The organism is Fervidobacterium pennivorans (genome assembly GCF_001644665.1).
Taxonomy (GTDB): Bacteria; Thermotogota; Thermotogae; order Thermotogales; family Fervidobacteriaceae; genus Fervidobacterium; species Fervidobacterium ngatamarikiense.
In genome coordinates this window covers 359,072-373,285 of sequence record NZ_CP011393.1, presented here as the reverse complement: position 1 = coordinate 373,285, position 14,214 = coordinate 359,072, and the positions used below count along the sequence as shown (strand labels likewise).

General features: G+C 40.1%; 8 protein-coding genes. All 8 read left to right on the top strand.

Going from position 1 to position 14,214, the window contains the following annotated elements:
* Positions 1 to 20 precede the first annotated feature (20 nt).
* The 8 genes from JM64_RS01740 (at position 21) to wecB (ending at position 14,206) form a co-directional block, all read left to right on the top strand.
* Positions 21 to 2,666: an ABC transporter permease gene (locus tag JM64_RS01740; protein WP_064011235.1), complete on the top strand. Its 2,646-nt coding sequence runs from the start codon at positions 21 to 23 to the stop codon at positions 2,664 to 2,666.
* Positions 2,667 to 2,753: 87 nt separating this feature from the next.
* Positions 2,754 to 5,972 (top strand): polysaccharide biosynthesis/export family protein, encoded by a 3,219-nt coding sequence (locus tag JM64_RS01735; RefSeq protein WP_064011234.1) that lies wholly within the window; start codon positions 2,754 to 2,756, stop codon positions 5,970 to 5,972.
* Between the two features lie 67 nt (positions 5,973 to 6,039).
* Positions 6,040 to 8,046, top strand: coding sequence for a GumC family protein (locus tag JM64_RS01730; RefSeq protein ID WP_064011233.1), 2,007 nt, complete (start codon positions 6,040 to 6,042; stop codon positions 8,044 to 8,046).
* A 71-nt stretch (positions 8,047 to 8,117) separates the two neighbouring features.
* Positions 8,118 to 9,377 (top strand): sugar transferase, encoded by a 1,260-nt coding sequence (locus JM64_RS01725; RefSeq protein WP_064011232.1) that lies wholly within the window; start codon positions 8,118 to 8,120, stop codon positions 9,375 to 9,377.
* Between the two features lie 253 nt (positions 9,378 to 9,630).
* Positions 9,631 to 10,842 (top strand): glycosyltransferase family 4 protein, encoded by a 1,212-nt coding sequence (locus JM64_RS01720; RefSeq protein ID WP_064011231.1) that lies wholly within the window; start codon positions 9,631 to 9,633, stop codon positions 10,840 to 10,842.
* A gap of 36 nt (positions 10,843 to 10,878) precedes the next feature.
* On the top strand, positions 10,879 to 11,943 hold the full coding sequence (locus tag JM64_RS01715) for a polysaccharide biosynthesis protein (protein ID WP_269446856.1): 1,065 nt from the start codon (positions 10,879 to 10,881) through the stop codon (positions 11,941 to 11,943).
* A gap of 19 nt (positions 11,944 to 11,962) precedes the next feature.
* The gene (locus JM64_RS01710) at positions 11,963 to 13,072 is read left to right on the top strand and encodes a capsular polysaccharide biosynthesis protein CapF (RefSeq protein WP_064011230.1); all 1,110 of its coding nucleotides are present in this window, start codon (positions 11,963 to 11,965) and stop codon (positions 13,070 to 13,072) included.
* 3 nt (positions 13,073 to 13,075) lie between these two features.
* Positions 13,076 to 14,206, top strand: coding sequence for a non-hydrolyzing UDP-N-acetylglucosamine 2-epimerase (wecB, locus tag JM64_RS01705; RefSeq protein ID WP_064011229.1), 1,131 nt, complete (start codon positions 13,076 to 13,078; stop codon positions 14,204 to 14,206).
* Positions 14,207 to 14,214: the final 8 nt, after the last annotated feature.

Below are 14,214 nucleotides of genomic sequence, written 5' to 3'. Positions count from 1 at the left end.
AAATATTAAGGAATGAGACCATGATAAGACAAATTTACGACACGATATTAAAAATCTCCTTCAGAAACTTCATCAAACACTGGAAAGTAGGCTTACTTGCAATCCTTGGCACGATGGTGGCCACCATGCTCCTTGTTGGTGGCCTTTCTCTTAATGATTCTGTTTCCGCTTATTTGCATGAAAAACTTACGAAAAACTTCGGGGAAGTTGATTTAATAATCAAAGATAAGGCGGACACGATATTCTTGCCAAAGGCTGTTAATGCAGAATCTGTCGAGTCATTGCTCAAGCAATACCCTCAAGTAAAAAAATACGTCCCTGTCAAACTTGCCCAAGTAACTGCTAGAATAAAAGGAAAATACGTTGACCTATTTGCAATAGCGATTAACAAGAACTTTGAAAAATTTCTTGGGCAGAAGGTTCAGCCGTTCACCATCAGTGAAGATACAGCAAAAGCATTTGGAATTAACATCGGTGATGAGATAGAGATAATCACGGCGAAAACCTCTTTCAACATCAAAATTGGAGCCTTTGGTAAAGGTATACTCAATTTTCGTGGCGAAACAGCCTCGGCAAACGGGACTATCTTTTTGCCAGAAAGTTATTTTGAAGAATACGGCGTTTATCCATTGAAAGACCCGAACGTCTATTTTGTCTCCACGAATTTGCTCGTCGAACAACACAAAACATTTGCTAAAGAATTGGAAGGGAAAGAAGGCTCAATACGAATCACCGCTGGCAAATACAGATTATCAACTTCCCCGTTGAATAAAATTATCGGCTATCTCTTCATTGGATTTTCCGGGTTCACAGTTATTTCAAGCTTTCTTTTCGTCTCCTCGTTCTTTGGCATTATCGTTGAGGAACGCAAACGTTCACTTGGTGTATTAAGGGCGTTGGGTTACACAAGTCTTCGCATGTTCTCAGTCCTATTTGTTGAAGGATTGCTTTACCTGATATCTTCAGAAATCGTTGGTGCAGTTGCTGGGATATTTTTCGGTATCTACCTACTTGATAAAATCAACTCATTCAGAAGAGAAGACCAGCTCTTTGCATTTGTCCAGGATAGAATACCTTTCAGCATATCGCTCTCAACCATCGTCCTTGGTATCCTTATTGCCATGATTGTTCCTATCATTATCCTTGCCTACCGTAGCATGGAATTTTCCCAAATTTCCCCATCCGAACTGTATGGTGATAGACCTGTTGAAAAAAGGAAAAAGAAAGGAAAAGTAAAGAAAGTTTTCGTTGCGATTGCAGGAATTCTTCTTTTCCTCTTTCTTTTGCGTACATCGTACGTCTACGCACTTTTGGGATTACTTTCCATCGTTCCTCTATTCTACCGCAATTCCTTAGTCACATTTATATACGGACTTTCCATCCTTGCTTCGGTCTACCCTCTTGTAGGCTCTGGTGGAGCGAAAGATTTACTTATCCGCTCAGGTTTTGTGCTTGTTGGAAGTATATACTCTATCTTTGCTTTCATCCCATATGCCAAAGTGTTTTTCGAACGCTTCAAAAATGTGTCCGTTGTTTTGGCGTTATCTTACATCGACAAACACAAAATGCGCAACTTTGCGATGTTTGTAATATACGCCGTCACACTTATTTTAATTCTTGTGAGTGCAATAGTTCCAACGAGCATTTCTGAATACATAAAAGAAAAGAAGGAAGAAGGCGCGTTTGGTTACAACTTCATCATCGTTGAAAACCCCATTAAAACATTCTTCGGTTCCTACAAATACCTCAACGATGAACAATTCGTCTCAAAATTCCAAGCACTTGTTCCTATCCAACTTGTCCAAGCATCGTTCCCAAATGACAAAAAGAAGTACACAATAATCGTTTCAGACGAGAGAATATTCCAACACCTAAAGCTCCCGAGTGAAAAGTTAATGAACGATATCCGAAAAGAAAACTGGTCAAAAGTACCAGATAAAACATTGTACCTGTCAAACAAAATCCTAAAAACTCCTGGCGTAGAAGTCACAATGGTTTTAAAAGGTGTTTTGCCTGGCATCTCACCAAAAATTGTTGAAACGCTTTACATAAAAGGTGTCTACGACCCCCAGGAAACCTTGCTCCCCATGGACGGCGTTCTCATCTGGAGAAACAAAAAATTCTTCGGTGCCATCAGCGGTTACGCAGGTGTTATCAAGGACCCACAAAAGGCACTCGAAGCCCAAGAATTTGTCACAAGAAAGCTTGACGGTGCGTTTTATATAACCGGAGAAATCGAAAAACTATACGCATCTATCAACAACCTTGTTGACTTATCTTTGCAGCTTTTCCAACTCGGCTTTATCGCTGGTTTTGCCGGCTTGGCAATAATTACCTTTAGAAACGTTTATGCGCGTAAGAAAGAAATCGGTATGCTAAGAGCCATAGGGGCGGATAGCAAAGTAGTTTATCGAATGTTCATCTACGAAGCAGTGGCTATAGTACTCATTGCAACAATCGTTGCGATACTCGCAAGCATATTCGTTGTCAAAGACCTCGTTGCCTTTGTCCAACCTTTGCTCAGTTCATTCAAGGTAGTGATACCGTTTTGGAAAGTATTTGTAACCTTAGCTGGCGTTTTTGGAATTACAATAATATTTGTCTCACTTCCTGCGAGTATATCGCAGAAGATTCCACCCTCAGAGGCGTTGAGGGTGTTTGATTGAAAAATTCTTTGGAAGTTTGTTTGGACATGGTATAATCTAATGGTATAGTAGTTTAAAATTAAACATAAAAAGGGGTGTACACAAGGCATGAAAAAAGTCTTCATTGGTACAATCTTACTGCTCACACTAACTACTATTTTTGCCTACGCCGTTCGGGTAGGAGATACTATTGCTATCGAAGTTTTTGGTCAAACCGAATTCAGTAGGACGGTTAAGGTAGCTTTTGATGGAACGATTCCTTATCCATACGCCGGGAATGTGAAAGTTGTGGGACTTACTACAGACCAAATCAAATCGATAATCGAACAGACAGTGCGCAGGTTTATAAAAGACCCCGTTGTTACCGTTTACGTTGTCGACTACGGACCTATGTACGTATACCTCCAAGGAGCTATCAACCGTATATTTGATATTTCGAACTACAAAGAAGTCACTCTAACCCAGCTGTTCGCACTCTTGGGGCTATCCCCGTCGTCTGAGATAGACTTTGAAACAATTCAACTGAGACGAGCAGGAAAAACGCAAACGCTGAATATGCTTTCGTGTTTTTACGATGGGACCATCACAGACGACCCGAAGCTCCAAGAAGGTGACGTAATTTACTTCCCGCCTTTGAAATATAACCAAACAATCCAAGTCAGCGGTGCTTACACTTACATTGGCAGATACGAGCCTGGCATGACTTTAAAAACATTAATTTTACGTCTCGGAACACTTGATAAAGAAAAAGCGGTCCTCGAAAGTTCATACCTTACGATTTCAGGAAAGACAATAGTTGTAAACCTCGAGGATGTTATTAGTGGAAAAATCGATTACCCAATTTTGTCTGGTTCATCACTATACATCCCAAAGCGTGAAGAACGATTCATTTACGTTGTTGGCTTTGTGCCTTCTCCTGGTCCAAAAACTTTCCTTTCAACAGAACCTCTAACTCTTGCATACGCACTTGCCAAATCTGGTGGCATCTCTCCAGATAACGAAAAATGGATAGAAAAAATCACAATAACAACCCCTGATGGGAAAACACGAGAATACAAACCAGATATCATTAAATCATCAGAAAATCTCCTGTTGCAAACGGGTTCTATCGTGAACGTTGTAAAGTACCCAGAATTTAAAGTATACCTAACAGGAGATTTCTCTACAGGTGTGATTGTCTTTGAACCAACTGAACCAAAGACACTTAAAACATTACTTACGAAAGTAGGTGGCTTAAAGACAGACCAGCTCAAATGGATAGAATGGATAAAGATAAATAACAAACTTGTGGACCTGGCAAAGCTCGATGATTACACACTTTCAAACAACGACAGTGTCGAAATCAAGAAATACCCAGAATTCAGAGTGTATGTCACAGGTGATTACAAACCGGGCATAGTATCATTCGAACCAGATGAACCAAAGACACTCGAAGGGCTGTTGACAAAACTTGGTGGAATACCAGTAAATGAACAAAAATGGATAGAGAGTGTAACGATAAATGGACAACCAGCTGACATATCGAAAGCTGCAAGCTATATGTTGAACAATGGTGATAAGGTAGAGATAAGAAGGTATGCAGAATTCTACGTCTATGTCCAAGGATATGCAAATGCAAAAGGAAAAATCGTATTTGAACCACAGGAACCAAAGACACTAAAAACCCTTATTAACAAAATCGGACTTTCATCTCCAGATGTGGAAAATGAAGGTCAAGCAATAATTAATAACGCCACGACTGTTGCACTCAAAGATGTTGTTTATTCTAATAAAGATATTCCACTTTCACTCGGTGATACCGTTCTTATTTCATACGAACCGTTCCTAGTTTACGTAACAGGTTCTGGCATGCCCGGTGTTGTTCAATTGTCTTACTATGAGCCAAAAACTCTTAGCTACATCTTCAAAAAGCTTGTTAACACGCCAGAAAACATCGAACAGGTTACACTTGTACGCAATGGCAAAGAAACTGTCTATTCATCAAACGACTTACTCTACGGCCTCAAAGACTCAGTAATTGAAAGAAACGACACTGTCGTCTTCAAACAAGCAGACGTCAACGCCGTCTACCTTATTGGCGATATATCTTCGTATGTTACGTTCGCACTTAACGAACCAATAACAATCCAAAGGATCCTTGCTAAGGTTGGCTTGAGTGATTTTAGAAGAATCGAAAGCATAACCCTTGATGGAACAAATGTGAACTTCACATCCGATATATCAATACCAAAAGGTGCAATTCTTAACGTCCAACTCAAGAAGCCAGTCTTTGTAACGGCAATGGGATACATCAGAAACACCGGCAGAGTGCAATTTGATTACTACGAAACACCTGATTTAAAAACACTATTTGCCAAACTCGGCGGGCTGATAGTTGATCCAGAGGCATACTACATATCAGACAAAGTCCTAATCATCCGCGACGGCAAATTGTTAGCTCAATACGACGCAGCAAACATCTTCAGAGGTATTGAAAACGCGCAACTCGAAGATGGTGACTTCGTCTACGTGACCGAAAAAGAACCGAATCGAGTGTATGTTTTTGGAAAAGGTGTACCGAACGGACTCTTTACATTCAAACAGAGCGAAGAATTCGACATGAGAACGCTCATCGGAAAACTTGGTGGAATCAAAGAAGGTGTGAGCAGGAATATAACCATAGTGAGTGGGGAAAAAGTCGAGCAGGTCAAATGGGACGAATACACGAATCTCAAACTGACAAATAACAGCATCCTTCTGTTCGATGTCGATAAAGAGAACTACGTTTACATAATACGTCAGGATGGCAGACCTGAAATGATGTACCTTGACAGAACTACAACACTGTACGAAGTGCTCACCAAAGTTGGTGTTGACAAGAACTACAGGAAATTTGAGTTGACACGTGGTGGAGAAAAACAGGTTATTGAACTAAAAGACCTCGCACAAGCAAGAGGCTACAACGTTAGACCGGGAGACGTCATCAAAGTATTAGACGTTCTTCAAAACTACGTCTTCGTCTTCGGTGAGGTCAATCAGCCCGGTATAGTCAGGCTAACCGATGGGACAACGGTCTTACAAGCTGTACTGCAAGCAGGGTCGTTCACACAAAAAGCAGCTCCATCAAGCGTGTGGTTATACAAAGGCGGTGTTGAAGGTAACCCAATACGTGTGGATCTTTCAGCTGCATTGACTGGTGGAGTAATCAAGAACAATCCAGTACTTGAGAGCGGGGACATTGTCTTTGTACCTTCTGATCCTTGGAAGACTGCACTCGATTGGTTACCTGTAATAACAAGCTTAATAGGATTCTATACTTACACAACGAATCTATTTGGTGGAAAGTAGAAAATTGGAATAGCACTATTGCAAAAACCAGATCTTCACACGGGTCGAATAGGGGAGGAATGGTTAGATGGAAGATAAACAAATAATTCAAACCAGCGAAGAAATAACACTTAGCGACTTGTTCCAGATTCTAAGACGACGTATAGGCATAATAGTCTTTGTAACAGTGATCACGGGTCTGATTACGCTGTTCTACCTGCTCTTTATCGCAAAACCAATATACAGCATCAGCGCAACGATTAAAATACCTGCGAAGAGTGCTTCTGGAATCAACTTGGGCGCTGCTGCAGTGTTGCTTGGCGGTTCAACGAGTGCTCCGGGAGTTGATGAGCAGATTGAAATAATAAAAAGCAGAAGGGTCTTAAAAAACGTTGTTAATGAGCTAAACCTTTTAGACTACTTTAAAAGCAAAACAAAAGACAAAGCCAAAGACGAGCTATCAGAAAACCAAGTTATTGAAAAGCTGTACAAAGATATCGTAAAGGCATCTTCGCAAAAAAACACCTCACTCATTCAAATTACAGTTGAACTTGATGATAAACAGCTTGCTTACAACATCGTACAGTCAATAATAAAGAACTATATTGACATCGCAAAAGAACTCAACAAAGACGAAAACTCATACCTGTATGACTTTGTTCAACAGCAGCTTCCAATAGTTGAGAAAGAACTTGCGGAGATTGAAGAAAAACTTCAGAAATTCCAAAAGGAGAAATCTCTTGTGCCAACTGAAGAAGTAAAGCAGCTCATGACTACCTATAGTGATATAAGCAAGAACATCGTCAACACTGAGCTTAATATAAAGTCCACGGAAGAGGTTATCGCTTCACTTAATAAGAGAATTTCAGAAGTCAAAGGAATGGCTTCAACACAGTCGTACACTCCATCGAGTAGACAGCTTGAAGAACTGAAACAACAACTATCAAAGCTCGAAATAGAACGCAACTCACTACTGCTAAAATACACAGAAGAAGCACCCGCTGTTAAAGAAGTAACAGAAAAAATAGAGGTTGTAAAAAAGATGATCAACGATGAACTCTCAAGAATAACAAACGCAAAGCTTGAGACGCAGGATCCAGCTCTCAGTGAGTTGTACGCTTCCCTTTCCAAAGCAATTACAGAAAGGGAAAGCTTAAAAGCAACGCTCCAAGGACTTCAAAAAGCCAAGGAAGAACTTGATAAGAAACTCGAAAAATTCCCGGAAATACAGCGTGAATACGTTGCTTTGCAGCGCGAGCAAACAATAAAACAGCAAGTTTATGCAACACTAAAAGCCAAACAAGAAGAACTCCGCCTCTCAACAGCGGGAATGAATTTCAACGTACCTGTTGTTATCGACGAACCGTACATCCCAGAAAAACCAGCCAAGCCGAACAAAAAGCTCACACTCGCCGTCGGAGGAGTTCTTGGCATATTCCTTGGCATACTTGCGGCATTCCTGCGCGAAGCAACAGACCAAAGAATTTTGGACAAACAACAAGTTGTTAGCTTACTTGGACAGGAAACCATAGACTACACCAATCCTTTCGATGCCAAAAAGAACTCAGAAGCACTCAAAAACACACTAGTTCATACCTTTGAAACCAGTGATTCAAACAAAATCACACACATTACCTCCGCAGGCAAAATACCAGAAAAAAACCAAATTGCTTTTGAACTTGCAAAACTTTCAGCAGCACTTGGAAGACGAACAGTCCTTATCGATACCGCCGGTGAACTGGGCCTGAACGTCAGCAAAGAAAAGGCGATAAGTATATCCAAATTCGTATCAGAGAAATCGGATAAGAACTTACCCGAATACAGTGAAAACCTTTGGATCGTTTTAAAAACTGAAGACGACAGCGATTATCTGACACTCAGCCCGAAATTTAAAGAAAAATTAGTAAATCTTAACGGAGAATATGATACAATTTTCATAATAACACTAGACGTCTCATCTGCTGAAGCAAAGTACACAGCCGAATTCTCGGCAAAGAACTTCTTAGTAGCTAAACCAAAAATCTCAACGAAGAAAGATTTACTAACAGCTTACACAATGAAAGAACTTAACTTACTCTGGGTTAGCAAGGACTGAAACTGAAAAAAACTATATCTCTCGTGATATTCATACAATCTTGCCTTAATTGTTTTAATGAGGTAAAATATATGAGCAGACAAGGGGGCGAGCCCTTGGCACCACAAATACTGGCAAGTTATCTTACGTTTCTTGTAATGACCTATATCACCACAAATAGCATCCTTGCATCACTTTTATTCCCAATCATTACAGTACTGGCACTTTACGCATTTAGATTTTACGAACACGCAGAAGACATAAACGAATCTTTGGTTAGAAGCGTTCTTGGAACCACATTTGCATCACTCTTTCTGTTGGGCGTTTGCAAAGCATTTGAGCTATCATTCAGCTCCCGAAACTTGATGATATCTCAATTCACACTTGCTTTCATTGTGCCATTCATCAACTACGCTATTGAAAAAATAACTGCTAAAACAAGAAAACCAATACGATACCTTGTAGTTGGTAGAAAATCCGAAATATACCACATACTTAAAGAAATAGAAGAAAAATCCAAAGGAAAATACCAGTTCGCTGATTTCATCAATCCAACACCTGTTGTGTTCAAAGAAAAAGTTCTCCAATACGACAGCGTTCTCATCGCAGATCCGGAACTGGAAAAAGAAATAGAAGAAGAATTAGATAACATCAAAAAAACGCACAAAGTTGAATACCTACCGAACTTGGCTGAAAAAGTACTGAAAAGAATCCCGCTGGAAGTGATGCAGAAATTCGAAGACTACTACAAAGTCTACTTCAGCAACGTTCAAGAATCACCGGCTAAAAGAGTAATGGATATTGTACTTTCGATAATCGGGTTAGTGGTGTATTCGCCAGTTATATTAGTATCGGCAATTTGGATAGCGATAGAGGACGGACGTCCAATTTTCTTCCGACAGCCAAGAGTAGGAAAAGATGGAAAAATCTTAACAATGGTAAAGCTTCGCTCACTGAAGAACGAACCTATTGATGTATCAAATCCTAACAAAAACATTGAACAGAGAGCACTCAAAATAGGCAAAATAATCCGCAAAACAAGGATAGACGAATCGATCCAGTTCTGGAACATACTAAAAGGAGAAATGAGCCTTGTAGGGCCTCGTCCGGAGATGATAGAGTATCACAAAATGATGGAGCCTAACATCCCGTACTATTCTTATCGCCTCTTAGTCAAACCAGGCCTCACCGGCTGGGCGCAGATAAATTACAAACATTCTTCGAGTTTGGAAGAGTACAAAATAAAGACGGAGTATGATTTGTATTATGTGAAGAACAGAAATGTATTTATGGACTTAAAGATTTTTTTACTTACTCTTGAGACGCTGATTTTTAGAAAAGGGGCGAAGTGAGGTCGTTCTAAGCGTAAGAAAGCTGAACACCTATGTCATTTATAATTTGAGTCTTTTGTCTAAAAGTCATTGAAAAACTGGTATTAAGAGCAGAAGAATTCAAAACCGCTCTAAATAAATGTTAATCAAACACAACCCTAGCCCATTCTTCAGAGTAAAGCACGATAAAGTTGTCTGATTTATATCGTTCAAGTACAATTAGTGATTGAAAGTTAGATGTTCAAGGCCTTTGTGGAGGTAATCAAGCGCATTTATGAAAAGACACATCTTAGTAATTTCTCAGCACTTTTATCCTGAACAATTTAGGATCAATGATCTATGTGTGGAATGGGTTAAACGGGGATACAGAGTAACCGTAATTACGGGTATACCAAATTATCCTCAAGGCAAATTTTATACTGGATATGGGCCGTTCAAAAAAAGAAGAGAAAACTACGAAGGTGTGGAAATTATTCGGCTACCCATATTTCCCAGAGGAAAGAACCATCTAACACTTTCTTTCAACTATTTATCATTCATTGTATCCGGGTTTTTTTGGAATCTATTTACGAGGATTAAAGCAGATTATGTATTCGTATTTGCCACATCACCGATAATGCAGGCTTTACCCGGAATATGGTATGCAAGAAAAAGGAGAATTCCGTGCTACATATATGTGCAGGATTTATGGCCTGAGAACTTCCAAGCGGTTACTGGTATAAGTAATAAGTACATTATCGGTGCCATAGGTAAGGTGGTTGATTACATTTATAATCGATGCACAAGAATCTTTGTGACTTCGAGAAGTTTCGTTGAGGCAATTTCAAATCGAAGCGTTCCAAAGGAGAAAATTGAATACTGGCCTCAGTATGCCGAGGACTTTTACAAACCGTTACCGAAGAAAGGCATAAGAGAAATTCCGGATGATGGTGCGTTTAATATAATATTTGCCGGTAACATTGGTCTTGCACAAGGACTGGACATATTGCCAAAGGCAGCGCTGATACTAAAAGATAAACTGCAGGGGAGACAAGTGCGCTTTAACATCGTTGGTGATGGAAGGTACAAAGAGACATTAGTCAATATGGTACATTCATTTGGGGTTTCTGATATGTTCAATTTTATTGATAAACAGCCTGCAATGCGGATCCCAGAGTTCCTGGCTGCATGTGATGCAGCTTTGATATGCTTGACAAATAATCCAATTTTCACAATGACAATACCAGCAAAGCTCCAATCTTATATGGCTTGCGGGGTCCCCATCCTGGTCTCGGCGGATGGAGAAACAGCTAAAATAGTCAGTGAAGCAAATGCAGGACTATGTTCACCAGCCGGGGATGCTGATAGCCTAGCGGAGAACATAGTAAGAATGGTCAATATGACCAGCAATGAACTAAAACGACTGGGGAATAATGCCCGCGAGTATTATTGTAAGAACTTTAATAAAGAGGAGTTGTTAGATAGAGTAGACAGGTATTTTACATAAGAAGCAAAATAAATCTTCAATTTTGGAGGGAGCAACATGGGACCGAACAGTTTACCAGGGATGAGCATATTCAAAGACAAAGTCTTGCTAATTACAGGTGGAACCGGTACGTTTGGTAACGCCGTCTTGAAAAGGTTTCTTGATACAGACATACGAGAGATAAGAATATTCTCGCGCGATGAAAAAAAGCAAGATGACATGAGGAGATTCTATAAAAACGACAAAATCAAATTCTACATAGGTGATGTTCGGGACTTAGAAAGCATAAGAAAAGCTATGCGAGGCGTCGACTTTGTATTTCACGCAGCGGCACTGAAACAAGTCCCTTCTTGCGAATTTTTCCCTATGGAAGCAGTTAAGACGAACATAATCGGGACCGACAACGTACTCACGGCAGCAATCGAATTTGGTGTTCGAAAGGTGGTATGCCTTTCGACAGACAAAGCGGTGTATCCCATAAACGCAATGGGAATGTCGAAAGCTCTCATGGAAAAAGTAGTAAGAGCCAAGTCGCGACAAGCAGACCCAGAAAAGACATTAATTTGTGGGACAAGGTACGGTAATGTCATGGCATCACGAGGCTCCGTCATTCCGCACTTCATACGTCAAATCAAGACTGGTCAACCTATCACAATCACGAATCCAAACATGACTCGCTTTCTCATGAGCATAGACGAAGCGGTTGACCTTGTTCTTTATGCATTCCAAAATGGAAATCCTGGTGACATCTTCGTTCGGAAATCTCCAGCATCAACGATTGGTGATCTTGCGAAAGCTTTACTTGAGCTCTTCAATGCGAATAACGAAATACGTATAATAGGTATCAGGCACGGTGAAAAAATGCACGAAACCTTGTTGAGTAAAGAGGAGCATATGATCGCAGAAGATTTGGGTGACTTTTTCAGAGTTCCAATGGACACAAGAGACTTATACTACGAGAAGTACTTCGACACTGGAGAGCCTGACTTGAGCAAGTACTACGATTACACCTCAGAAAACACAAGGAGACTAACTGTTGAAGAGGTTAAAGAAAAGCTTCTCACGTTAGAGTACGTAAGAAGAGAGCTGGAAAGCCCTACGTACAATGAGCCTTCGTTCTAAGACGTAGTGGGGTGGAATGATGAAAATCCTCGTTACAGGTGCCAAGGGATTTGTCGGGAAAAATCTTATAGCGGAGCTTAGAAATAGGGGATACAAAGAGATATTTGAATACGACAAAGATACCGACAAAAACCTCTTAGAAGAGTATGTCAAGGAATGTGACTTTGTATACCACTTAGCAGGTGTCAATAGGCCCCAGAGCGAGGAAGAGTACATGCAAGGGAACTTCGGCTTTACAAGTGAACTCCTGGGGCTATTAAAAAAGTACAATAACAAATCTCCAATACTTGTGAGTTCATCTATACAAGCAGCACTTGACAATCCTTATGGAAGAAGCAAAAAAGCCGCAGAAGATTTGGTTTTTGCTTTTGGAAGGGAAAATGGCAACAAAACCTTAATCTACAGACTTCCAAATCTGTTTGGTAAATGGTGTAGGCCAAACTACAATAGCGTTGTTGCAACGTTTTGCTACAACATAGCCAACGATTTGCCTATAAAAATAAACGATCCAAATGTCGTTCTGACGTTGGCATACATTGACGATGTGGTTGAAGAATTCATAAATGCGCTAGAGGAAAAAGAGAACAGAGTAGGAGACTTTTGTGAGATAAGAAAAACGTATAAAATAAAACTCGGGGATCTCGCAGATTTAATATACTCATTCAAGAAGAGCAGAGAAGACCTTTCGATTCCAGATATGAGTGATGAATTTACAAAAAAACTCTACAGCACCTATCTTAGCTACTTGCCAAAGGATAAGTTCGGCTATGACCTAAAGATGAATGTTGACAACAGGGGCTCTTTTACTGAATTCATTAGAACTCCTGACAGAGGCCAGGTTTCCGTTAACGTAATAAAGCCTGGAATTACCAAAGGAAACCACTGGCACCACACGAAGACTGAGAAATTCCTTGTGGTAAGTGGAAGAGGTGTAATCAGATTTAGAAACATACATTCTGATGAAGTAATCGAGTACTATGTCAGTGGTGATAAATTGCAAGTGGTCGATATACCCCCTGGCTACACACATAACATACAAAATCTAGGCGACACTGATATGGTCGTAGTCATGTGGGCAAATGAACCATTTGATAAAGAAAAACCGGACACGTACTACCTGGAGGTATAGAATATGAAAAAGCTTAAGGTTATGACAGTTGTCGGAACCAGACCAGAAATCATTAGGCTTTCTCAAGTTATTAAAAAACTCGACCAGTCAGAAGCAATCGAACATATATTAGTACACACCGGCCAAAATTACGACTACGAATTAAACGAGGTATTTTTTAAAGATTTGGAATTAAGGAAACCGGATTACTTTTTGGATGCTGCAACAGGTTCAGCAGTAGAAACGATAGGTAATATACTCATAAAGATAGATCCTATTTTGGAAAAAGAAAAACCAGATGCATTCTTAGTGCTGGGCGACACGAATAGTTGCCTTTCCGCAATAGCAGCCAAAAGAAGACATATACCAATATTTCACATGGAAGCCGGAAACAGGTGCTTTGACCAAAGGGTGCCTGAGGAAACTAACAGAAGGATAGTCGACCATATAGCTGATATAAATTTAACGTACAGCGACATCTCAAGAGAATACCTGATAAGGGAAGGTTTTCCACCAGACAGAGTAATCAAGACGGGTAGTCCCATGTATGAAGTTATTCAAGCAAAAATGAATGATATTGAAAAATCCGACATTCTTGAAAGGCTTGGACTTGAGGAAGGAAAATATTTTGTCGTTTCGGCTCATAGAGAGGAAAATATAAACTCAGAAGAAAACTTTATGGATTTGGTTGAAAGTTTGAATGCCGTTGCAGAAAAGTACAAATTGCCTCTCATATTCAGCACGCACCCGAGAACAAGGAAAATGATAGAAGCAAAAGGAGTTAAATTCAATCCCCTAATACGAACACTTAAACCTCTTGGTTTTACCGACTACGTTAAGCTCCAGATAAAAGCAAAGGCTGTTTTAAGCGACAGCGGCACAATAAGCGAGGAAGCCTCAATTCTAGGTCTAAGGGCATTAAACATAAGGCAAGCACATGAACGACCAGAAGCAATGGAAGAAACAGCTGTTATGATGGTTGGATTAAAGAAGGAAAGGATTCTGCAAGGGCTTGAGGTTTTGGAAACGCAAAAGAAGGATACGTTGAGAATAGTAAGGGATTACTTCGTCCCTAACGTATCAGAAAAGGTGCTTAGGATAATACTTTCTTACACTGACTACGTAAACAGAGTTGTTTGGGGGAGAGGTTGGTGAGAGTTTTA

Coding starts and splice junctions, on each gene's coding strand:
- JM64_RS01740 (WP_064011235.1), top strand. CDS start 21: ATGATAAGACAAATTTACGACACGATATTAAAAATCTCCTTCAGAAAC.
- JM64_RS01735 (WP_064011234.1), top strand. CDS start 2,754: ATGAAAAAAGTCTTCATTGGTACAATCTTACTGCTCACACTAACTACT.
- JM64_RS01730 (WP_064011233.1), top strand. CDS start 6,040: ATGGAAGATAAACAAATAATTCAAACCAGCGAAGAAATAACACTTAGC.
- JM64_RS01725 (WP_064011232.1), top strand. CDS start 8,118: ATGAGCAGACAAGGGGGCGAGCCCTTGGCACCACAAATACTGGCAAGT.
- JM64_RS01720 (WP_064011231.1), top strand. CDS start 9,631: ATGAAAAGACACATCTTAGTAATTTCTCAGCACTTTTATCCTGAACAA.
- JM64_RS01715 (WP_269446856.1), top strand. CDS start 10,879: ATGGGACCGAACAGTTTACCAGGGATGAGCATATTCAAAGACAAAGTC.
- JM64_RS01710 (WP_064011230.1), top strand. CDS start 11,963: ATGAAAATCCTCGTTACAGGTGCCAAGGGATTTGTCGGGAAAAATCTT.
- wecB (WP_064011229.1), top strand. CDS start 13,076: ATGAAAAAGCTTAAGGTTATGACAGTTGTCGGAACCAGACCAGAAATC.